This is a genomic window from Serratia sp. SSNIH1 (genome assembly GCF_002935055.1).
In the GTDB taxonomy this organism is placed as follows: Bacteria; Pseudomonadota; Gammaproteobacteria; order Enterobacterales; family Enterobacteriaceae; genus Serratia; species Serratia nevei.
The window spans coordinates 2093638-2114730 of record NZ_CP026383.1; the positions used below are offsets into that span (position 1 = coordinate 2093638).

19 protein-coding genes are annotated in these 21093 nt (G+C 61.3%); 9 read left to right on the forward strand and 10 right to left on the reverse strand.

Annotation, left to right across the window (positions count from 1 at the left end):
• The first annotated feature begins 4 nt into the window (after nucleotides 1-4).
• Both gsiC and gsiD read left to right on the forward strand, forming a co-directional pair.
• A complete protein-coding gene (gene gsiC / locus C3F38_RS10145; RefSeq protein ID WP_038880960.1) occupies nucleotides 5-925 on the forward strand; it encodes a glutathione ABC transporter permease GsiC in 921 nt (306 codons plus the stop codon).
• A 9-nt stretch (nucleotides 926-934) separates the two neighbouring features.
• Nucleotides 935-1843 carry a glutathione ABC transporter permease GsiD gene (gene gsiD, locus C3F38_RS10150; protein ID WP_170310542.1) on the forward strand — a complete coding sequence of 303 codons (909 nt, stop codon included), beginning with the start codon at nucleotides 935-937 and terminating at the stop codon, nucleotides 1841-1843.
• 140 nt (nucleotides 1844-1983) lie between these two features.
• Here gsiD and fghA read toward each other — a convergent pair whose 3' ends face one another.
• From fghA to C3F38_RS10165, 3 genes are read right to left on the reverse strand one after another with little or no spacing between them, the layout of a single operon-like run.
• Nucleotides 1984-2826, reverse strand: coding sequence for an S-formylglutathione hydrolase (fghA, locus tag C3F38_RS10155; protein WP_047728144.1), 843 nt, complete (start codon nucleotides 2824-2826; stop codon nucleotides 1984-1986).
• 14 nt (nucleotides 2827-2840) lie between these two features.
• Nucleotides 2841-3965 carry an S-(hydroxymethyl)glutathione dehydrogenase/class III alcohol dehydrogenase gene (locus tag C3F38_RS10160; RefSeq protein WP_038880962.1) on the reverse strand — a complete coding sequence of 375 codons (1125 nt, stop codon included), beginning with the start codon at nucleotides 3963-3965 and terminating at the stop codon, nucleotides 2841-2843.
• 30 nt (nucleotides 3966-3995) lie between these two features.
• Nucleotides 3996-4916 (reverse strand): LysR family transcriptional regulator, encoded by a 921-nt coding sequence (locus C3F38_RS10165; protein ID WP_016928453.1) that lies wholly within the window; start codon nucleotides 4914-4916, stop codon nucleotides 3996-3998.
• A gap of 105 nt (nucleotides 4917-5021) precedes the next feature.
• Here C3F38_RS10165 and C3F38_RS10170 point away from each other — a divergent pair, with 105 nt between their 5' ends.
• The 7 genes from C3F38_RS10170 to mglC all read left to right on the forward strand — a co-directional run bounded on the left by C3F38_RS10170 (nucleotide 5022) and on the right by mglC (nucleotide 13392).
• Nucleotides 5022-6179 (forward strand): YbfB/YjiJ family MFS transporter, encoded by a 1158-nt coding sequence (locus C3F38_RS10170; RefSeq protein WP_055317576.1) that lies wholly within the window; start codon nucleotides 5022-5024, stop codon nucleotides 6177-6179.
• Between the two features lie 244 nt (nucleotides 6180-6423).
• Nucleotides 6424-7089 (forward strand): GTP cyclohydrolase I FolE, encoded by a 666-nt coding sequence (gene folE / locus C3F38_RS10175; protein ID WP_004938969.1) that lies wholly within the window; start codon nucleotides 6424-6426, stop codon nucleotides 7087-7089.
• A 79-nt stretch (nucleotides 7090-7168) separates the two neighbouring features.
• The gene (gene yeiB / locus C3F38_RS10180) at nucleotides 7169-8341 is read left to right on the forward strand and encodes a DUF418 domain-containing protein YeiB (RefSeq protein ID WP_055312406.1); all 1173 of its coding nucleotides are present in this window, start codon (nucleotides 7169-7171) and stop codon (nucleotides 8339-8341) included.
• A 126-nt stretch (nucleotides 8342-8467) separates the two neighbouring features.
• Nucleotides 8468-9505, forward strand: coding sequence for an HTH-type transcriptional regulator GalS (gene galS / locus C3F38_RS10185; protein WP_047728135.1), 1038 nt, complete (start codon nucleotides 8468-8470; stop codon nucleotides 9503-9505).
• A 264-nt stretch (nucleotides 9506-9769) separates the two neighbouring features.
• Entirely contained in the window at nucleotides 9770-10762 is a 993-nt protein-coding gene (gene mglB, locus C3F38_RS10190; protein WP_038880978.1) for a galactose/glucose ABC transporter substrate-binding protein MglB, read from the forward strand.
• 99 nt (nucleotides 10763-10861) lie between these two features.
• Nucleotides 10862-12370 (forward strand): galactose/methyl galactoside ABC transporter ATP-binding protein MglA, encoded by a 1509-nt coding sequence (gene mglA, locus C3F38_RS10195; RefSeq protein ID WP_033637724.1) that lies wholly within the window; start codon nucleotides 10862-10864, stop codon nucleotides 12368-12370.
• An 11-nt stretch (nucleotides 12371-12381) separates the two neighbouring features.
• A complete protein-coding gene (gene mglC / locus C3F38_RS10200) occupies nucleotides 12382-13392 on the forward strand; it encodes a galactose/methyl galactoside ABC transporter permease MglC (RefSeq protein WP_004938953.1) in 1011 nt (336 codons plus the stop codon).
• Nucleotides 13393-13456: 64 nt separating this feature from the next.
• On the opposite strand, the gene sanA is transcribed toward mglC, so the two are convergent.
• The 7 genes from sanA to C3F38_RS10235 form a co-directional block, all read right to left on the reverse strand.
• Nucleotides 13457-14200 (reverse strand): outer membrane permeability protein SanA, encoded by a 744-nt coding sequence (gene sanA / locus C3F38_RS10205; protein ID WP_004938948.1) that lies wholly within the window; start codon nucleotides 14198-14200, stop codon nucleotides 13457-13459.
• 169 nt (nucleotides 14201-14369) lie between these two features.
• Nucleotides 14370-16067, reverse strand: coding sequence for an NAD-dependent malic enzyme (locus C3F38_RS10210; RefSeq protein WP_004938945.1), 1698 nt, complete (start codon nucleotides 16065-16067; stop codon nucleotides 14370-14372).
• A 221-nt stretch (nucleotides 16068-16288) separates the two neighbouring features.
• Entirely contained in the window at nucleotides 16289-17173 is an 885-nt protein-coding gene (gene cdd, locus C3F38_RS10215; RefSeq protein ID WP_057523666.1) for a cytidine deaminase, read from the reverse strand.
• Between the two features lie 137 nt (nucleotides 17174-17310).
• Nucleotides 17311-18006, reverse strand: a complete 696-nt coding sequence (locus C3F38_RS10220; protein ID WP_019454415.1) for a CidB/LrgB family autolysis modulator — start codon at nucleotides 18004-18006, stop codon at nucleotides 17311-17313.
• On the reverse strand, nucleotides 18003-18410 hold the full coding sequence (locus tag C3F38_RS10225; protein WP_038880991.1) for a CidA/LrgA family protein: 408 nt from the start codon (nucleotides 18408-18410) through the stop codon (nucleotides 18003-18005). Before C3F38_RS10225 ends, C3F38_RS10220 begins: the two co-directional genes overlap by 4 nt.
• Nucleotides 18411-18548: 138 nt before the next feature.
• A complete protein-coding gene (locus C3F38_RS10230; RefSeq protein ID WP_038880993.1) occupies nucleotides 18549-19760 on the reverse strand; it encodes an MFS transporter in 1212 nt (403 codons plus the stop codon).
• Nucleotides 19761-19891: 131 nt separating this feature from the next.
• Nucleotides 19892-20959 (reverse strand): sugar ABC transporter substrate-binding protein, encoded by a 1068-nt coding sequence (locus C3F38_RS10235; protein ID WP_048233149.1) that lies wholly within the window; start codon nucleotides 20957-20959, stop codon nucleotides 19892-19894.
• Nucleotides 20960-21093: the final 134 nt, after the last annotated feature.

The window sequence follows — 21093 nt, forward strand, 5'->3', positions numbered from 1 at the left end:
TGAGATGCTCAATTATTTTCTGAAACGACTGCTGGGCCTGATCCCGACGCTGCTGATCGTGGCGGTGCTGGTGTTCCTGTTCGTCCACCTGCTGCCGGGCGATCCGGCGCGGCTGGCGGCGGGGCCGGAGGCCGACGAGGCGGTGGTGCAGCTGGTGCGCAAGGATTTGGGGCTGGATAAGCCGCTGCCGCAGCAGTTCGCGCACTTCTTCGTCAACGCGCTGCGGGGCGACTTCGGCATCTCGATGGTGTCCAAACGCCCGGTGAGCGAAGAGATCGCCTCGCGCTTTATGCCGACCTTCTGGCTGACCGTCACCAGCATGCTGTGGGCGGTGGCGTTCGGCCTGGCGATCGGCGTGGTGTCGGCGGTGTGGCGCAACCGCTGGCCGGATCGCCTCGGCATGACGCTGGCGGTGTCGGGGATCTCGTTCCCGGCCTTTGCGCTCGGCATGCTGCTGATGCAGGTGTTCTCGGTCGAACTGGGGTGGCTGCCGACGGTGGGCGCCGACAGCTGGCGTCACTACATTCTGCCTTCTATCACCCTGGGGGCGGCGGTGGCGGCGGTGATGGCGCGCTTCACCCGCGCTTCGTTCGTCGAGGTGCTGCAGGAGGACTACATGCGCACCGCGCGCGCCAAGGGCGTGCGGGAAAGCGTGGTGGTGATGAAACACGGCCTGCGCAACGCGATGATCCCGGTGGTGACCATGATGGGGCTGCAGTTCGGCTTCCTGCTCGGCGGTTCGATCGTGGTGGAGAAGGTGTTCAACTGGCCGGGGCTGGGGCGGTTGCTGGTGGACTCGGTGGAGATGCGCGATTACCCGGTGATCCAGGCCGAGGTGCTGCTGTTCTCGCTGGAGTTCATTCTGATCAACCTGCTGGTGGATATGCTGTACGCGGCGATCAACCCGGCGATTCGTTATCAATGAGGGCGCGGCATGATTAAGCATTGGCGGCGCAACGCCGCACTGAAGGCGATGCCGCTTATCGACTCCAACGCGGTACGCACGCCGTGGAGCGAGTTTTGGCGGCGCTTTCGTCGCCAGCGGGCGGCGCTGGTCGCCGGCCTGTTGGTGCTGCTGCTGATTGCGGCGGCGCTGCTGGCGCCTTATCTGGCACCGTTCGATGCGGAAAACTATTTCGATTACGACCGGCTGAACGAAGGGCCTTCGCTGATGCACTGGCTGGGCGTCGATTCCCTCGGGCGCGATATCTTCAGCCGCATCCTGATGGGCACGCGCATTTCGCTGGCGGCCGGGGTGTTCTCGGTGCTGGCGGGCGGGGCGATCGGCACCCTGCTGGGGCTGCTGGCCGGCTACTATGAGGGCTGGTGGGATCGTCTCACCATGCGCGTCTGCGATGTGCTGTTCGCGTTTCCCGGCATTCTGCTGGCGATCGGCGTGGTGGCGATCATGGGCAGCGGCATGGTCAACGTGATCGTCGCGGTGGCGATCTTCAGCATTCCGGCCTTCGCCCGCCTGGTGCGCGGCAATACGCTGGTGCTGAAGCACCTGACCTATATCGAATCGGCGCGCAGCATCGGCGCCTCGGACTGGACCATCATCCTGCGGCACATTCTGCCGGGCACCCTGTCTTCGATCGTGGTCTATTTCACCCTGCGTATCGGCACCTCGATCATCACCGCCGCCAGCCTGTCGTTTCTGGGCCTGGGCGCCCAGCCGCCGATGCCGGAGTGGGGGGCGATGCTCAACGAGGCGCGCGCCGATATGGTGATCGCGCCGCACGTGGCGATCTTCCCCAGCCTGGCGATATTCATCACCGTGCTGGCCTTCAACCTGTTGGGCGACGGATTGCGCGACGCGCTCGATCCGAAACTGAAGGGGTGAGGGTATCGCTGAATTGGCATACCCCTGTTTTAGAGTTTTTTGATGAAAATTTGACGCATGTATATTACAGGGATGAGGAAGGGATATGGCAATGATGGTTTTTGAAGAAATCCGGGCGGTTAACCGCCCGGATTTTTTTATCAGCGGAACAGGTGCTCGGCGTGGAAGCGCAGGTGATCTTCCACGAAGGTGGCGATGGTGAAGTAGCTGTGATCGTACCCCGGCTGAATGCGCAGCGTCAGCGGCCAGTCGTGCTGGCGCGCCAGCTCCGCCAACCGCGCCGGTTGCAGCTGGTCGGCCAGGAACTGGTCGTCGTCGCCCTGGTCGATAAGGACCGGCATTTTTTCCGCGCCGCTGGCCAGCAGATGGCAGCTGTCGTACTGCAGCCACTGGCTTTCGTCGCTGCCCAGATAGGCGGTGAACGCCTTGCGGCCCCACGGCACCTGGCACGGGTTAACGATCGGCGCGAAGGCCGATACCGAGCGGAAGCGCTGCGGATTGCGAAACGCCATGATCAGCGCGCCGTGGCCGCCCATCGAGTGGCCGAAGATCGACTGACGATCGCTGACGCTGAAGTGCTGTTCGATCAGCGCCGGCAGTTCGGCGCTGATGTAGTCGTACATGCGGAAATGGCGATCCCACGGCGCCTGGGTGGCGTTCAGGTAGAACCCGGCGCCCTGGCCCAGATCGTAGCCTTCGTCGTTCGGCACTTCGTCGCCACGCGGGCTGGTGTCCGGCATCACCAGCACCAGACCCAGCTCGGCGGCGATGCGCTGCGCGCCGGCTTTCAACGTGAAGTTCTCGTCGTTGCAGGTCAGCCCCGACAGCCAGTACAGCACCGGCGGCGGGTTGTCATCGCGCGGCGGCGGCAGGTAGATGCTGAATGTCATGTTGCAATTCAGGCTCTGCGCCGCGTGGCGATAGCGCTGCTGCCAGCCGCCGAACATGCGGTGCTCTTCGAGAAGTTCCAATGACAACGTCATCTCTGCCTCCTGGCTTATTGGTCGAAGTGGATGACGGAACGGATCGATTTGCCTTCGTGCATCAAATCGAACGCTTCGTTGATCTGCTCCAGCCCCATGGTGTGGGTGATAAAGTCGTTCAGTGCGAATTCGCCGTCCAGATAGCGCTCGACGATGCCCGGCAGCTGCGAACGGCCCTTGACGCCGCCGAACGCCGAACCACGCCAGACGCGGCCGGTGACCAGTTGGAACGGACGGGTCGAGATCTCTTCGCCCGCGCCTGCGACGCCGATGATCACCGATTCGCCCCAGCCCTTGTGGCAGCACTCCAGCGCGGAACGCATCACGTTGACGTTGCCGATGCACTCGAAGGAGAAATCGACGCCGCCGTCGGTCAGCTCGACGATCACTTCCTGAATCGGCTTGTCATAGTCTTTCGGGTTGATCAGATCGGTGGCGCCCAGCTTGCGGGCCAGATCGAACTTGCTGGTGTTGATGTCGATGCCGATGATGCGGCCCGCGCCGGCCATCTGCGCGCCGATGATCGCCGACAGGCCGATGCCGCCCAGGCCGAAGATCGCCACGGTGTCGCCCGGTTGCACTTTGGCGGTGTTCATCACCGCGCCCATGCCGGTGGTCACGCCGCAGCCCAGCAGGCACACTTCTTCCAGCGGCGCTTCCTTGTTGATTTTCGCCAGTGAGATTTCCGGCACCACGGTGTACTCGGAGAAGGTGGACGTGCCCATGTAGTGGAAGATCGGCTTGCCGTCCTTGAAGAAGCGGGTGGTGCCGTCCGGCATCAGCCCTTTACCCTGGGTGGCGCGGATCGCCTGGCACAGGTTGGTCTTGCCGGATTTACAGAATTTGCACTCGCCGCACTCCGGGGTGTAGAGCGGGATCACGTGATCGCCGACCGCCACGCTGGTGACGCCTTCACCGACCGCTTCCACCACGCCGCCGCCCTCGTGGCCGAGGATCGCCGGGAACACGCCTTCCGGATCTTTGCCGGACAGGGTGTAGGCATCGGTGTGACAAACGCCGGTGGCGACGATCCGCACCAGCACTTCGCCTTTTTGCGGTGGCATCAGCTCGACTTCTTCGATCTTCAGCGGCTGGTTCGGGCCCCAGGCAACGGCGGCGCGGGTTTTGATCATCTCCATCATAGTCTCCTCAGTGGTTTTCTTTTTAAATCAGGCGATATCGACAACGTCTGATAAATCGTTGGGGGTGCTTTCATCAACAGCGGCGGTTTCCGTCTGTTCAATAATCAACTCTTTCAGCGCGCGCACGTTCGGCCCGAACGCGTCGCGGCGCCACAGCAACCAGGTGGCGGTGTCGGCCACGTCCGGCGGCAGGGTGTGAACCCGAACCCGCTCATGGCCCGGCAGCAGGCTCAGCACCGAATGCGGGATCATCGCCAGCCCGGCGCCGCTGGCGACGCAGGCCAGCATGGCGTGATAGGACTGGATCTCCATAATTTGCCCCGGCCGCGCGCCTTCGCGCTTGAACCAGGCCTCCAGCCGCAGGCGGTAGGAGCAGCTGGCGCGAAAGGCGAACAGCGTCTCGCCATTGGCGTCTTTGGCGCTGTGGATCGGCGCGTGATCGAGACAGGAGATCACCACCATATGTTCAGGATAGGCGATGCAGCCGTTCAGCTCGTCATAGGGTACCGGCCCGTCGACCAGCGCCGCGGCCAGCGTGCCGGCGCGCACTCGATCGGCGATTTCGCCGGAGGTACCGGTGGTCAGCGACAGCGAAACCTGCGAGAAGCGCTGGTGGTAAGCCGCCAGCAGCGAGGGCAGGCGGGTAGCGGCGGTGCTTTCCATCGAGCCGAGGGCGAAGTTGCCCGCCGGTTCGCCGGCGTGGGTGATGCTCATCGCCTCGTCGCTCAGCGCCAGGATGCGATTGGCGTAGCACAGAAAGTTATGGCCCATCGGCGACAGGCGCAGGCGCTGTTTTTCGCGGATAAACAGATCGGCGCCCAGCTCCTGTTCGAGCTGGCGCAGCCGGGTGGTCAAATTCGACGGCACGCGGTGCAGCTGCTCGGCGGCGCGGGCGACCGAGCCGGTTTCCGCCACGCAGCAGAACATGCGAAGCTGGGTCAGATCCATAATATTCTCGTTTCGTGATGAACTTGATAACTATTATTCAGTTTTTGTGAGTTTAATACTGCGGCATGATACTGGCAACTTTCTTTTAACCTTTTGGATACCGGTATGGCTTTACGTATTGCCTTGAGCGGTTTTGCCGCACTGATCGTCGCGATGGGCATTGGCCGCTTCGCTTTCACTCCCCAGGTGCCGCTGATGATCGCGGAACACCAGTTCAGCCTGACCGGCGCCGGGCTGGTGGCGGCGATCAACTATTTGGGCTACCTGTGCGGTGCCTACGACGCGATGCGCGCCACGCGCCACGTCGAGCGGCGTCTGTGGCTGGGCGTATGGGGCGCGATGGCGCTGACGCTGCTGTCGGCGCTGGCGCAGGATGAATGGACCCACGGCGCGCTGCGCTTCGTCATCGGCTGGGCCAGCGGCTGGGCGATGGTGCTGGTGGCGGCCTGGACCAACGAGCGGTTGGCGCACTACGGCCGGCCGGCGCTGAGCGCGGCGGTGTTCGCCGGGCCGGGTGCCGGTATCTTCCTCAGCGGCATGCTGGCGGTGGGCATCAACACGCTGGGGCTGACGGCAGCGCAGGCCTGGCTGGTGTATGGCGGGCTGGCGCTGGTGTTGGTCGGAGGAATTAGCGCCTTTCTGCCGCGCAGCGGCGAGCTGCATCGCCCGGACGTGGCCCCGGAGCCGCTGCTGCTGACGCCGGCGCTTAAACGCCTGGTGTGGAGTTACAGCCTGGCCGGGTTCGGCTACATCCTGCCGGCGACGTTCTTGTCGCAGATGGCGGCGGCACGTTTTCCCGGTAGCCTGTTCGCGCAGTTCGTCTGGCCGGTGTTCGGCGGCGCGGCGGTGCTGGGGATCGTTATCGGCATTTTGACTCGCCACAGGCTGACCACCCAGAGCCGGCTGGCGATCACGCTGTGGATACAGGCGCTGGGCGTGCTGAGCGCCGAAGTGGTGCCGGGCGTGGCCGGCCTGGCGTTGGGGGCGTTGCTGACCGGCGGCGGTTTTCTCTGCGTGGTGCAGCTCGCCCTTCAGCACGGCCGTGAATTGGTGCCGCGCCATGCGCGCTATATGGCCGGGTTGCTGACCACCGGTTATGCGATCGGCCAACTGGTCGGGCCGATGTTGTCGGCGCTGTCGACCGCCATGACCCATCGGCTGGAGCCGGCGTTGTATGTGGCGGTGGCGGCGCTGTTGGCGGCTGGTGCGCTGGTGGTGAATACCCCGGCGCGGCGGCTGGCGCAAAAAACGGCGATGAGCTGATTAAAATCCATACAAAAAACGTGGAATCCCGCAGCCGGCCTGATTGTGCTAAATGCGAATATTTCACCTGCGGATGAAGCACTATCACTGGATAATCGCCGCGCTCTCATCTACAGTGGGGGCAAAATCTTGACCGGGTTCACGTTATCCATCACGAAAACTCTGCCGTCACGAGAGCAAGCAATTCGCCGGCCGCACGCCCTACCAGGCCGCCGGCGGGTTCCGTCCGCAGGAGAACAAGTACATGACATCATTAAGTAAAGAAGCCGCGCTGGTGCATGCGGCGCTGGAAGAGCGTGGTCTGGAGACGCCGCTGCGCGGGGAAGTGCTGGATCGCGAAACGCGCAAGCGCCGCATCAAAGAGCACATGACCGAAATCATGCAGCTGCTGAATCTCGATCTGTCCGACGACAGCCTGGCGGAGACGCCGCATCGCATCGCCAAAATGTATGTCGACGAGATCTTCTCCGGGCTGGACTACGCCAACTTCCCGAAAATCACCGTCATCGAGAACAAAATGAAGGTGGATGAGATGGTGACGGTGCGCGATATCACGCTGACCAGCACCTGCGAGCACCACTTCGTGACCATCGACGGCAAGGCCACCGTGGCCTATATCCCGAAAGACTCGGTGATCGGCCTGTCGAAGATCAACCGCATCGTGCAGTTCTTCTCCCAGCGTCCGCAGGTGCAAGAGCGCCTGACCCAACAGATCCTGGTGGCGCTGCAGACTCTGCTCGGCACCAATAACGTGGCGGTATCGATCGATGCGGTCCATTATTGTGTCAAGGCGCGCGGCATCCGCGACGCGACCAGCGCCACCACCACCACCTCGTTGGGGGGGCTGTTCAAGTCCAGCCAGAATACCCGCCAGGAGTTCCTGCGCGCGGTGCGTCATCACCAGGGGTGATGGCGTTGCGGGGCGACCCGCACGACGACAACAGGCGCCTGCGGGCGCCTTTTTCATGAGCGGAAGACAGCGATAAAAAATGAACAGTCACCCTCTGCCGCGCATCGCCACGCTGGACTGCGTGCGCGGCATCGCCATTCTCGGCATTTTATTGCTGAACATCAGCGCCTTCGGCTTGCCGAAGGCCGCCTATCTCAACCCGGCCTATCTGGGCATGCCGTCGTCGCGCGACGCCTGGACCTGGGCGCTGCTCGATCTCTTCGCCCAGGCCAAGTTTCTGGCGATGTTCGCGCTGTTGTTCGGTGCCGGGCTGCAAATGCTGCTGCGGCGCGGCAAAAGCTGGATCCGCGCGCGGCTGTCGTGGCTGGTGCTGTTCGGCCTCGCACACGCCATCTTCCTGTGGGACGGCGATATTCTGCTGGCCTACGGGCTGATCGGCCTGGTGTGCTGGCGCATGATCCGCGAAGCCAAAGAAACCTTCCAGCTGCTGAAAACCGGCGTGGTGTTGTATCTGATCGGCGTAGCGGTGCTGCTGCTGCTCGGCTTCGTTTCGCACGGTGAACCGGGCAATTTCTGGCAGCCGGGCGTGGCGGAGCTGCAGTACGAGAAGTTCTGGAAGCTGCAGGGCGGTTTCGAAGCCTGGCGCAGCCGCGCCGATCTGCTCTCGTCCAGCCTGCTGGCCATCGGTGCGCAGTATGGCTGGGAGCTGGCGGGGCTGATGCTGTTCGGCGCCGGGCTGATGCGCAGCGGCTGGCTGCGCGGTAGTTATTCCTCCGGTTATTACCTGCGGCAGGCGGCGTGGCTGCTGCCGCTTTCGGTGCTGATCCAGCTGCCGGCGGTGGCGCTGCAATGGCAGGTCCACTGGGACTATCGCTGGAGCGGTTTCCTGCTGCAGGTGCCGCGCGAGCTGGGCGCCCCGCTGCAGGCGATGGGCTATCTGGCGCTGTGCTACGGTTTCTGGCCCGCGCTGTCGCGCATGCGCATCGCCCACTGGCTGACCCTGGTGGGACGCATGGCGCTGAGCAACTACCTGCTGCAAACGCTGATCTGCACCACGCTGTTTTATCGCTTCGGCCTCTATGAGCAGTTCGACCGGCTGCAGCTGTTGGCGTTCGTGCCGCTGGTCTGGTTGGCCAACCTGGCGTTTTCCGCACTGTGGCTGCGTTACTTCGCTCAGGGGCCGATGGAGTGGCTGTGGCGCAAGCTGACGCAGCTGGCCGCCGGCGCAGCGGAACCCAAAGCGCTGAAGTGAGCGTCTGCCGACAGGTTAAAAAAATGTATGTAAACGTTTTCTTTCCTGTGACGTAATTCACGCGAGCAGCGGACCAATCGGGGTAGGATAGCGCCACCGGCCACTACCCTGATTTCAGGATCCCACATGCCTTCAGTTCATCCGATCACCATTCGCGACGTGGCGAAACGCGCCGGGGTCTCCGTGGCGACCGTCTCCCGCGTGCTGAACCACAGCGCGCTGACCAGCAAGGAGACGCGCGAGCAGGTGCTGCAGGCGGTGGCGGAGCTGGGCTATCGCCCCAACGCCAACGCGCAGGCGTTGGCGACCCAAAGCAGCGATACCCTGGGCGTGGTGGTGATGGACGTCTCCGACCCGTTCTTCGGCGCGCTGGTGAAAGCGGTAGACACGGTGGCGCAGAAACACCACAAATACCTGCTGATCGGCAACAGTTATCATCAGGCGGACAAAGAGCGCCACGCGATCGAAGTGCTGATCCGCCAGCGCTGTAATGCCCTGATTGTTCATGCCAAAGCCCTGAGCGACGCCGAGCTGATCGGTTTTCTGGAGCAGGTACCGGGCATGGTGCTGATCAACCGGATTATCCCCGGCTATGAGCCGCGCTGCGTCGGGCTGGATAACGTCTGCGGCGCGGAAATGGCGATGCGTCTTTTGCTGTCGCAGGGCCATCGACGCATCGGCTATCTAGGCTCCAATCACCCGATCGAAGACGGGCCGCTGCGCCAGCAGGGCTATGCGCAGGCGATGGCCGCCGCCGGGCTGGCCACGCCCGACAACTGGCGCGCCTACGGTTCGCCGGATTTGCAGGGCGGCGAGGCAGCGATGGTGGAGCTGCTGGGGCGTAACCTACAGCTGAGCGCGGTGTTCGCCTACAACGACGCCATGGCCGCCGGCGCCATGGCGGTGCTGAAAGAAAACGGTATCACAGTGCCGCAGCATTTCTCGCTGATCGGCTTCGACGACATCCCCATCGCGCGTTACACCAGCCCCAAACTCACCACGGTGCGCTATCCGATCGTCTCGATGGCCACGCTGGCCACCGAGCTGGCGTTGCAGGGCGCAGCGGGCCTGGCGGAGCCGCAGGCCGCTCATCTGTTCATGCCGACGCTGGTGCGGCGCCATTCTGTCGCCCCCTGGCAAAGTGAGGCGACGGTCACTCTCTGACGATTTAATCTTGTGTAACCGTTTTCAATCTGTGAGAAAATTCACAGAATATTAACATCGCGCCGTCTATGCTCTAGGCGTTTTCCGGCGCAAAGGCCCTTGCCGCTGCAACCTTTACCTCGCGCTGACACAGCATTTCTCGGAAATAACAAGATCCACGGACGACAGGTGTTGAGTGGAAATCGCCTGGCCTGGGGTGTGCGCACTGCCGGTGACCATTGGCTCAAAGACGAGTAATACCCTACACAGAACCGGAGACTGACAATGAATAAGAAGGTTTTCACCCTGGCCGCCATGGCCGCAGCCATGATGTTTGGCGCCGCAGCCCATGCTGACACCCGTATTGGCGTCACGATTTACAAGTACGACGACAACTTCATGTCGGTGGTGCGTAAGGCTATTGAGAAAGACGCCAAGGCTTCACCGGACGTCACCCTGCTGATGAATGACTCGCAGAACGACCAGTCCAAGCAGAACGATCAGATCGACGTGCTGCTGGCCAAGGGCGTGAAAGCGCTGGCGATCAACCTGGTCGACCCAGCTGCGGCGCCGGTGGTTATCGATAAGGCGCGCGCAAACGATATCCCGGTGGTGTTCTACAACAAAGAACCTTCCCGCAAGGCGCTGGACAGCTACGACAAGGCGTATTACGTCGGCACCGATTCCAAAGAATCCGGCGTGATCCAAGGCGAGCTGATCGCCAAACACTGGAAAGCCAACCCGGCCTGGGATCTGAACAAAGACGGCCAGATCCAGTATGTGCTGCTGAAGGGCGAACCGGGCCACCCGGATGCCGAAGCGCGCACCACCTACGTGGTGAAAACGCTGAACGAAAAAGGCATCAAGACCCAGCAGCTCCAGATGGATACCGCGATGTGGGATACCGCGCAGGCGAAAGACAAGATGGACGCCTGGCTCTCCGGCCCGAACGCCAACAAGATCGAAGTGGTGATCGCCAACAACGACGCCATGGCAATGGGCGCGGTGGAAGCGCTGAAAGCGCACAACAAGACCAGTATCCCGGTGTTTGGCGTCGATGCCTTGCCTGAAGCGCTGGCGCTGGTGAAATCCGGCGCGATGGCGGGCACGGTGCTGAACGACGCCGACAACCAGGCGAAAGCCACCTTCGAGCTGGCGAAAAACCTGGCGGCGGGCAAACCGGCCACCGAAGGCACCCAATATAAAATCGAAAATAAAGTCGTGCGTATTCCTTACGTCGGCGTAGATAAAGACAACCTGTCTCAGTTTGTTAAATAAGAATTGAGATCCCGCTAAGACCCCGCCGGCGGCGCCAACACCAGGAATACCGCCGGCGGGGATGTTTACGACTGCAAGATCGTTAAGCCAGGTGTATTTATGGCCGATAGCTCACGCGAATTTCTGCTGGAAATGACGGATATCTGTAAGTCATTTCCCGGCGTCAAAGCCTTGGACAATGTCAATTTACGCGTCCGCCCGCACTCGATTCACGCCCTGATGGGGGAGAACGGCGCGGGTAAATCGACGTTGCTGAAATGCCTGTTCGGCATTTACAAAAAAGACAGCGGCAGCATTGTGTTTCAGGGCCGGGAGATCGATTTCAAGAGTTCGAAAGAAGCGCTGGAGCACGGCGTTTCCATGGTGCACCAGGAGCTGAACCTGGTGCTGCAGCGCACCGTGATGGACAACATGTGGCTGGGGCGCTATCCGACCAAAGGCCTGTTCGTCGATCAGGAAAAAATGCTCAAAGACACCCAGGCGATCTTCGACGAGCTGGATATCGACATCAACCCGCGCGAAAAGGTGGGCAACCTGTCGGTATCGCAGATGCAGATGATCGAGATCGCCAAGGCGTTCTCCTACGACGCCAAAATCGTCATCATGGATGAACCGACCTCCTCGCTGACGGAGAAAGAGGTCAATCACCTGTTCACCATCATCCGCAAGCTGAAAGAGCGCGGCTGCGGCATTGTTTATATCTCGCACAAGATGGAAGAGATCTTTCAGCTTTGCGATGAGATAACGGTGCTGCGCGACGGCCAGTGGATCGCTACCCAGCCGCTGGAAGGGCTGGATATGGACAAGATCATCGCCATGATGGTCGGCCGTTCGCTCAGCCAGCGCTTCCCCGACAGGCAGAACACGCCGGGTGAGGTGATCCTTGAGGTGAAGAACCTGACGTCGCTGCGTCAGCCCTCGATCCGCGATGTGTCCTTCGATCTGCACCAAGGCGAGATCCTCGGCATCGCCGGGCTGGTGGGCGCCAAGCGCACCGATATCGTCGAGACGCTGTTCGGCATTCGCGAAAAGGTGGCGGGCACCATCAAGCTGCACGGCAAGGCGATTGACAACCACAGCGCCAACGAAGCCATCAACCACGGTTTTGCGCTGGTGACCGAAGAACGCCGATCCACCGGGATTTATGCCTACCTCGACGTGGGTTTCAACTCGCTGATCTCCAATATCCGCAATTATAAAAACAAGCTCGGCCTGCTGGATAATGCGCGGATGAAGAGCGACACCCAGTGGGTGATCGACGCCATGCGGGTGAAAACGCCGGGGCATCACACCCATATCGGCTCGCTGTCCGGCGGCAATCAGCAGAAGGTGATCATCGGCCGTTGGCTGCTGACGCAGCCGGAGATCCTGATGCTGGATGAACCGACGCGCGGCATCGACGTGGGCGCCAAGTTCGAGATTTATCAGCTGATGACCGAACTGGCGAAGAAGGGCAAGGGGATCATTATCGTCTCGTCCGAAATGCCGGAGCTTTTGGGGATCACCGACCGCATTTTGGTGATGAGCAATGGTCAGGTTGCGGGCATCGTTAACACCAAACAGACCTCGCAAAATGAAATCTTACGTCTCGCCTCCCTGCACCTTTAAGGATCGGAATTATGAACGCGCTAAATAAAAAAACCTTATTTACCTATTTCAAGGAAGGCGGCATTTACGTGGTGTTGCTGGTGCTATTGGCCATCATCATCATTCAGGATCCGACTTTCCTCAGCCTGATGAACCTGAGCAACATCCTGACGCAGTCTTCGGTGCGCATCATCATCGCGCTGGGCGTGGCGGGGCTGATCGTGACCCAGGGCACCGACCTGTCCGCCGGGCGGCAGGTGGGGCTGGCGGCGGTGGTGGCGGCCACGCTGCTGCAGTCGATGGATAACGTCAACAAGGTGTTCCCGCACATGGAAACCTGGTCGATTCCCCTGGTCATCCTGCTGGTGTGTGCGGTCGGCGCGGTGATCGGCCTGGTTAACGGCCTGATTATCGCCTATCTCAACGTGACGCCGTTCATCACTACGCTGGGTACCATGATCATCGTCTACGGCATCAACTCGCTGTATTACGATTCGGTCGGCGCTTCGCCGGTCGCGGGCTTCGATCCGAAGTTTTCCACCTTTGCCCAGGGCTTCTTGCGCTTCGGTGACTTTAAGCTGTCGTACATTACCTTCTATGCGCTGATCGCCATCATATTCGTCTGGATCCTGTGGACCAAGACCCGCTTCGGCAAGAACATCTTCGCCATCGGCGGCAACCCGGAAGCGGCCAAGGTGTCCGGGGTCAACGTGCCGTTGAACCTGATCATGATCTATGCGTTGTCCGGCGTGTTCTACGCCTTCGGCGGCCTGCTGGAAGCGGGGCGCATCGGCAGCGCCACCAATAACCTCGGCTTTATGTACGAGCTGGATGCCATCGCCGCCTGCGTGGTGGGGGGCGTCTCCTTCGCCGGCGGGGTGGGGACGGTGTGGGGCGTGGTGACCGGGGTGATCATCTTCACCGTCATCAACTACGGCCTGACCTATATCGGCATCAACCCGTACTGGCAGTACATTATCAAGGGCAGCATCATCATCTTCGCCGTGGCGCTGGACTCGTTGAAATACGCCAAGAAGAAGTAGATTTGCCGCAGCACAGACAACAAGGCCGGCCTATTGCCGGCCTTTCTTTTGGGCGTTTGCCGCGTCAGGGCTGTTTGGCTTTCTGCTTCTCTTCTTTCAGCTTGTGCTCCAGCTCCACCAACTGTTCCGGTGAAACGGCGGGATAGCCCTGGGCGTCTTCCGGCACGGTGTGCATGGCGGAGATCGGGATCAGCGGGCCAAGGAAGCGCGGTTCGCGCTTGAGGATGTACAGATCGGTCAGCGCGCCCAGGCGAGCGAAGATCTCGCGGGCGCGCACCGTCATCATGTCTTTCGGCGACGGCACCGCGTAGCACTGCGCCTGAATGCCCATGTGCAGGGCGATGAACAGCGCGCGCTCGCAGTGGAAACGCTGGGTGATGATGATGAAATCGTTGGTGTCGAACACCTTGCGGGTGCGCACGATGGAGTCCAGGGTACGGAAACCGGCGTAGTCCAGCACGATATCGCTCGGCGCCACGCCGGCGGCGATCAGATCGCGACGCATGGTCATCGGCTCGTTATAGCTTTGCTGGGCGTTGTCGCCGCTCAGCAGCAGGTATTTCACCTTGCCGCTGTTATAGGCGTTGATCGCCCCCTGAATGCGGTAACGGTAGTACTGGTTGATCACCCCGGTGCGGTAATACTTGGCGGTGCCGAGTACCACGCCGACCTGGCGGTGCGGCAATTCCTGCAGTTCGTCGTAGACGTAAGGCGCGGTTTTCCAGCTGATCCAGCGATCCAGCGCAATAGCCGAACCCATCAACACCGCAATGATGATGAACAGGCTGATGATCAGGCGTTTCCACATGTTGTTGCCTTACGCGCGCCGGGCTGAAAAAGATGGATCAAGGCTACTTTACCTGACCGAACGACGCAAGACGCGAACCGCCTGAAGCACGCGCAACGCCGCATTTTTAGGCGGTTTTGTCGCACAAAAAAGCCCGGCGGTGCCGGGCTGGGTCAATTTAGCGCGCCAGTTAGAACGAGGTGCGCTTGTAGCTGCGGTACTGCGGCCGCCAGAAGTTGTGCTCGATGGCTTTCGACAGCGCGTCTTCGGAGGTGACGATCGCCACGCCCTGCAGCTGCGCCGCTTTACCCACTTCCATGGCGATGCACTTCGACACGCCCTGAATATCGTCGATATTCGGCAGCAGTGCGCCGTGGCCGTCGGTGGCCAGCGGCGAACAGTCCGCCAGTGCGCGGCTGGCGGCCATCAGCATGGCGTCGGTGACGCGGGTGGCGCCGGAGGCCAGCACGCCGAGGCCAATCCCCGGGAAGATGTAGGAGTTGTTGCACTGGGCGATCGGGTACAGCTGTTCTTTATAGCTCACCGGCGCGAACGGGCTACCGGTTGCCACCAGGGCGGCGCCGTCGGTCCAGTTGATGATGTCTTCCGGACGGGCTTCCACGCGCGAGGTCGGGTTGGACAGCGGCATCACGATAGGGCGTTCGCAGTGCTTGTGCATTTCGCGGATCAGCTCTTCGGTAAACAGCCCCGGCTGGCCGGACACTCCGATCAGAATGGTCGGCTTGGCGTTGCGCACCACGTCCAGCAGCGAGATGGCGTCGCTGGCGGTTTCCCAACCGGCCAGGTTGTCGCTCTTCTGTACCAGCTTGCTCTGGAAATCGAGCAGGTTCGGCAGTTTGTCGGTCAGCAGGCCGAAGCGGTCGACCATGAATACGCGGGCGCGCGCTTCGTCTTCGCTCAAGCCTTCGGACTTCATCTGCGCGATGATTTGCTCGGCGATGCCGCAGCCGGCGGAACCGGCTCCGAGGAAGGTGACGGTCTGATCGCGCAGCTGGCTGCCGGCGGCGCGGCTGGCGGCGATCAGGCTGCCGAGGGTGACCGCGGCGGTGCCCTGGATGTCATCGTTGAAGCAGCAGATCTCGTCGCGATAGCGGTTCAACAGCGGGGTGGCGTTGTTCTGCGCGAAGTCTTCGAACTGCAGCAGCACGTTCGGCCAGCGGCGTTTGACCGCCTGAATAAACTCTTCGACGAAGGCGTGGTACTCCTCGCCGGAGATGCGCGGGTGGCGCCAGCCCATGTACAGCGGATCGTTGAGGCGCTGCGGGTTGTTGGTGCCGACGTCCAGCACCACCGGCAGCGTGTAGGCCGGGCTGATGCCGCCGCAGGCGGTGTACAGCGACAGCTTGCCGATGGGGATGCCCATGCCGCCGATGCCCTGGTCGCCCAGGCCGAGGATACGCTCGCCGTCGGTGACCACGATCACCTTGACGTTCTGCTTGGTGGCGTTTTGCAGCATGTCATCGATGCGATCGCGGTTCGGGTAGGAGATGAACAGCCCGCGCGCGCGGCGATAGATATCGGAGAAGTGTTCGCAGGCCTCGCCGACGGTCGGGGTGTAGATGATCGGCATCATCTCGCTCAGGTGCGAGTCCAGCAGCCGGTAGAACAAGGTTTCGTTGGTGTCCTGGATGTTGCGCAGGTAGATGTGCTTGTCGTTATCGTTCTTGAAATCCTGGTACTGACGGTAGGCGCGTTCCACCTGTTCTTCGATGGTTTCCACCGCTTCCGGCAGCAGGCCGTGCAGGTTGAAGTGGCTACGTTCTTCCTCGGTGAAAGCGCTGCCTTTGTTCAGCAGCGGAAATTCCAGCAGAATCGGGCCGGCGTAAGGGATGTAGAGCGGGCGTTTGCTTTCGTATTCTAGTTCCATCAGTTTTACTCTTCACGTATCAGATAACTTTATTGCCGACGATCCTAAGAGATAAAGAGAAGATGTACAGCATTTGTTGCCAGATGATGAACCAGGTTGGCGTAATTATCGACAATCAAATGATTTTTTAACTAAAGAAAGTCTCTCTGGCGGCGTTGGGGCATTGTATTTGGCGGGCGGGGCTGTTAGCGGCGGAACCGGATGGCTCCGCCGTGGTGCGCTTAGAACGCGGCGCGGCTGACGTTTTGGCAGCCCAGTGCCGCCAGCGTGGCGCGGGTGGTGTCCCACTGGCTGAGGATCGCCTCTTGCGGTTCGACCAGCACGGCGCGGCGGATGTTCAGGCAATCGCCGCCGGAGAGGTTCAGCAGGATCAGCGCGGCCTGCAGCGGCGGCAGGCTCGGGTTGAAGGCGGCGTTTTCTGCATAGCGGCCGGCGTAGAGGTTACCGTCCTGCGTTTCCAGCGCCACGCCGCTGTGGGCGTTGCTGTACGGTGCGTGGCTCTGATTGGCCGCCGCCAGCGCCGCCTGCGTCAGCGCATCGTCCAGCGCCAGCCGATGGCCGTGATCGACCTTGTCCATCAGCAGCGAAGCGATATCCAGATCTTTCGGGCCGAAGGCGTCCGGCAGATAGTCCGCCAGCGTGGCCGGCGCGCGGCCCGGCAGACGGATCTGCAGTTCGCCGCCGCTGTTCAGTTCATTCATAAACTGACGGCAGTGGCCGCACGGCGTGTAGTTGACGGTGACCGAGGCCAGCGCCGGCTCGCCGCGCAGCCAGGCATGGGTAACCGCGCACTGTTCCGCATGCACGGTTTGCTGCAGCGGTGCGCCGCTGAATTCCATATTGGCGCCGAAATAGAGGTTGCCACTTTGCCCGCGCGCGATGGCGCCGACGTGGAAGTGCGATATCGGGGTTAACGAGCAGGCCGCCGCCAACGGCAGCAGTGCGAATGCCAGCGCGTCATCGTCCAATCCGCAGCCTGTGCGGATCGCCGCCGCTTGCTCGGCCGTGAACATCGCCGGAAAGTCAGGCACGTCCAGATAGGGCCGCAGGGCGGATTGCAGTGTCGCAGGCAGTGCGCTGAACGCGGTGTGAAAACGCGGATGCATAGAAAGTCTCTCTACAGGTTAACGGGATAACATTCTAGGCAGGCCAGAGACATTAAAGTGTGATTAATGTCTCTTAATTGATGAAATTAATGCAATGAGATACATAAATGCGAGATGTATCGCAGGTTTCATCCTGTTCAACCGAACAGGTGCAGCAGCACCGGGAACAGGAATGGTGCCAGCAGCGAGGTGATGATGCCGCAGATTACCAGCGCCAGCGAGCCGAAAGCGCCTTCCTGGTAGTCCATCTCCGCGCAGCGTGCGGTGCCCAGCGCGTGGGATGCGGTACCCATCGCCAGACCGCGCGCCGAGTGGGTGGTGATTTTCAACAGGTTGAACAGCGTATGGCCGAACACGGCGCCGAGGATACCGACGAAAATGACGCAGACCGCGCTGATCGCCGGAATGCCGCCGAGCGAGTCCGCGACGGCCATGGCGATCGGCGTAGTGACCGATTTCGGCAGGATAGAGGCGGCGATTTCCGGCGTGGCGCCCAGCCACAGGGCGATGGCGCCGCCGCTGATCATGGCGGTCAGGCTGCCGATGAAGCACACCGCGATAATCGACTTCCAGCGCGCGCGGATCTGGTGCAGTTGTTCATACAGCGGGAAGGCCAGCGCGACAACCGCCGGCTGCAGCAGATCGTTGAGGATTTTGCTGCCCTGAAAGTAGCGCTCATAGGGGATGCCGGTGAGCAGCAGCAGCGGGATGATCACCGCCATGGAAACCAGCAGCGGGTTGAGCAGCGGCATGTTCAGCTTGCGCGCCAGCCAGCGCGCGGCGAAATAGACCGCCAGCGTCAGCGGCAGCGACCACCAGATTTCATGGATCATGGGTTGCCCTCCGTGTCGTCGGGTTTACCGGCGATGCGGCGCTCACGGTGAAAATAGTGTGAGGTATAGCCGACCACCACCAGCACCATCAGCGTGCTGATGAGGCAAGAGATAACCAGCGGGCCCAGATGCGCGACGATCTGGTCATAGTATTTCATCACCCCGACGCCGATCGGCACGAACAGCAGCACCATGTAGCGGATCAGCAAATGGCAGCCGGGTTTAACCCATTTGGCCGGCAGGATCTGGGTAGAGAGCAGGGCGAACAGCAGCAGCATGCCGAGGATGCTGCCGGGAATGGCGAACGGCAGCAGCGCCGCCAGCGCATTGCCGACGAACAGACAAAGGTAGATGAGGAGCAGGGCTCTCAGGTATTTCCAGCACAGTGTGAGCACGTTGGCCATTGTCTTTTCCCGTTTAACTGACGTATTCATCATACAATTAAACTGTGAGCCATGCCACAGAACGCACCATGAATTCTCGCTATGGATGCCATGCCCGATCGGCGGGTTGACAGCCCACAATGACCGCTGCTGGCGGGATCAGCGCGCGTCTTCGGCGGTTGCCGCCGCGTGTTCCGCCAGCCGGTGGCCAAGGAAGAAAAACAGCAGGCTGAGCAGCGCGGCGACGATCAGCATCACGAACATCAACGGCGGCGTGGCATAGCTGAGCAGCACCCCGCACAGCACCGGGTTGATGGCGCCGCCCAGCGCGCTGAGGTTCTGTACCCCATAGTAGCTGCCTTTCAGGTGCGGCGGCGCGATAAAGTCGATGAACATGTATTCCACCGGGATAACGATGATTTCGCCGAGGGTGAACACCGCCATCGCCGCCAGCCACAGCCAGACCATCTGGCCGGCCATCATAAAGCCGAGCAGCCCGACGATGAAAAACAGCGTGCCCAGCGCCAGCCAGCGCAGCATGTTTTCCTGACGCATGCCGCGGCTGAGCAGGTATTGCAGGGCGATGACGATGCTGGCGTTGACGATCATCACCAGCCCGATGATTCTGTAGGCGAACTCGGCGCTGGAGACGGTGATCAGGTACTGCGACAGATAGCCGGTGAACTGACCGAACACGACGGCACCCAGGGTACTGCCGAGAGTGAAGTAGATCAGCCGCCGATCGCTGCGCAGGATAGTCACCGTCTGGCGGAAGTTGGGGAGCGCCGCGGGGGCGGCGGCTGGCGTTGCACGCTGTTCCCGACCGCGCAAGCGCAGGCTTAGCGTCGCCACCGTCGCCAGCGCCAACCCGCCCGACAGGTAAAACGGCAGCAGCGGGCTAAGCCCGGCCACCAGAACGCCGAGCGCAGAACCGATCGCCCAGCCGACGTTGACCAGCGTGTAGTTGATTGAAAAAGCCTTGATGCGCTGCTCGACCGGCAGCCAGTCGGCGAAGCAGGCCTTAATGGTGATGCTCAGCACCGAATAACAGGTATGCAGGATCGCCAGCACCACGATCACGCCGCCGGGGCGAGGGATCCAGGGAAGGGCGAAGAAGCTCAGCGCAAACAATAAAATCGACAGCAGGATCAGACGGTTCTTGCTGAATTTGTCCACCAGATAGCCGCCGTACAGGCTGGCAAGGATGCCGAGGGTCAGGCTGACGCCCAGGATCACGCCCACGCTCTTCGGCAGCAGATGGAAATGCTCGGTGAGGTAGATGGTAATGAACGGCAGCGTCACGCCGCGGCCGATGGTCAACACCAGCGAACTGGCCAGCAGCATGTTAATCAGCGAGGGGAATCCCTTCATTCGAGGCCTGTGTATGCATACAGTTATTGGGCAATGCAGATAACATAGCGTATTTTGGCGAGGACGGAAGGGGAAAGCCGAAAATTAGTTTAAAAACAGAGGCTGCGTCGGCAGCCTCGTCAAAAACAGCATTATTTACCGTGTTCGGCCTGCAGCGTGGCGAACCACGGCTGCACGAAGTCGCTGCTGCTGCCCCAGCCGGGGATGATCTTCGCTAGCCCGGCGACGTTGACCGGCCCCGGCTGCGCCAGCAACAGTGCCTGCGGAATGACCGTCGCTTTGAACTGATAGCTGTCCGGCGTGCTTTCCCCGGCGATCTTGTTGGCCACCAGGCGCAGGTTGACTGCGCCGATAAGTTTCGGATCCACCGCTACGCTGACCTGCCACGGGCTGCCGGCTTCGCGCATCAGTTGCAAGTCCTGGTTGGAGATATCGATGCTGTACAGCTTGATCTCGGTGCGGCCGTTCTCTTTCAATGCTTTGTAAGCGCCCTGGGTGAAGGCGTCCCAGGTGCCCCAGATGGCGTCGATCTTGCCTTTCGGGTATTTCGCCAGCACCGCGCCCACTTTATTGGCGGTATCGCCCTGTACGTCGGAGGAGACCGCGCCGATCGATTCCAGCTCGTGAATGCCCGGATGCTGTTTCAGCAGCTGCTGATAGGCGGCCTGGCGGCGTTCCATCGGCGGGAAGCCGGCTACCCAGAGTTTGATGATGTTGGCCTGGCCGTTGAAATCCTTCACCAGCTGGCCGAAGGAGGCGTTGGCCAGCGAAGCGTCGTCCTGCTGCGAGACGGTGACGCCGGGAACGCTGCCGTTGACGTCGGTATCGAAAGCCGCGACGGCGATGCCGGCCGCCGCGATGCGTTTGACCAACTCGGTGGAATAGGGGGCTCGCCCCTGCGAGAGAATGATGCCGTCATATTTCTGGCTGATAGCCTGGTTGACGAAGTCCTGGAAGCGTGCGTCGTCGCCGTTGCTGAGGAAGGTGTCCACCTTGAAGCCCAGCTTGCGTCCTTCCTGAATAGCGCCCGCCAAAAATTGCGTGGTGTTGTCGTCGGATCCGAGGTTGCGGATCACCGCGATGCGCACCGGCCCCTGATGCTGAGCGATGGCGGCCGGCACGGCGGCGTTTTCCGCCGCCTGCAGCGGCAGGGCGGCCAGCAGGCTGAGGGCGAGCAGCGAAGTCTTGAGAATTTTCATTATTATAGGCTCCAAAAAAGCGGGTAAACGGTCCCGGTGAAGGTCTGTTATAGCAGTCTTTCTGTCTGGACGTCTATTTGTTGTTGCGGAGCATCATAGCGAGATGCGGCGGGCGAGGGAATCAGAGCGGTTAT

Bases quoted from the DNA above. Each gene is read 5' to 3' on its own strand.
- gsiC (WP_038880960.1), top strand. From the start codon at position 5: ATGCTCAATTATTTTCTGAAACGACTGCTGGGCCTGATCCCGACGCTG.
- gsiD (WP_170310542.1), top strand. From the start codon at position 935: ATGATTAAGCATTGGCGGCGCAACGCCGCACTGAAGGCGATGCCGCTT.
- fghA (WP_047728144.1), bottom strand. From the start codon at position 2,826: ATGACGTTGTCATTGGAACTTCTCGAAGAGCACCGCATGTTCGGCGGC.
- C3F38_RS10160 (WP_038880962.1), bottom strand. From the start codon at position 3,965: ATGGAGATGATCAAAACCCGCGCCGCCGTTGCCTGGGGCCCGAACCAG.
- C3F38_RS10165 (WP_016928453.1), bottom strand. From the start codon at position 4,916: ATGGATCTGACCCAGCTTCGCATGTTCTGCTGCGTGGCGGAAACCGGC.
- C3F38_RS10170 (WP_055317576.1), top strand. From the start codon at position 5,022: ATGGCTTTACGTATTGCCTTGAGCGGTTTTGCCGCACTGATCGTCGCG.
- folE (WP_004938969.1), top strand. From the start codon at position 6,424: ATGACATCATTAAGTAAAGAAGCCGCGCTGGTGCATGCGGCGCTGGAA.
- yeiB (WP_055312406.1), top strand. From the start codon at position 7,169: ATGAACAGTCACCCTCTGCCGCGCATCGCCACGCTGGACTGCGTGCGC.
- galS (WP_047728135.1), top strand. From the start codon at position 8,468: ATGCCTTCAGTTCATCCGATCACCATTCGCGACGTGGCGAAACGCGCC.
- mglB (WP_038880978.1), top strand. From the start codon at position 9,770: ATGAATAAGAAGGTTTTCACCCTGGCCGCCATGGCCGCAGCCATGATG.
- mglA (WP_033637724.1), top strand. From the start codon at position 10,862: ATGGCCGATAGCTCACGCGAATTTCTGCTGGAAATGACGGATATCTGT.
- mglC (WP_004938953.1), top strand. From the start codon at position 12,382: ATGAACGCGCTAAATAAAAAAACCTTATTTACCTATTTCAAGGAAGGC.
- sanA (WP_004938948.1), bottom strand. From the start codon at position 14,200: ATGTGGAAACGCCTGATCATCAGCCTGTTCATCATCATTGCGGTGTTG.
- C3F38_RS10210 (WP_004938945.1), bottom strand. From the start codon at position 16,067: ATGGAACTAGAATACGAAAGCAAACGCCCGCTCTACATCCCTTACGCC.
- cdd (WP_057523666.1), bottom strand. From the start codon at position 17,173: ATGCATCCGCGTTTTCACACCGCGTTCAGCGCACTGCCTGCGACACTG.
- C3F38_RS10220 (WP_019454415.1), bottom strand. From the start codon at position 18,006: ATGATCCATGAAATCTGGTGGTCGCTGCCGCTGACGCTGGCGGTCTAT.
- C3F38_RS10225 (WP_038880991.1), bottom strand. From the start codon at position 18,410: ATGGCCAACGTGCTCACACTGTGCTGGAAATACCTGAGAGCCCTGCTC.
- C3F38_RS10230 (WP_038880993.1), bottom strand. From the start codon at position 19,760: ATGAAGGGATTCCCCTCGCTGATTAACATGCTGCTGGCCAGTTCGCTG.
- C3F38_RS10235 (WP_048233149.1), bottom strand. From the start codon at position 20,959: ATGAAAATTCTCAAGACTTCGCTGCTCGCCCTCAGCCTGCTGGCCGCC.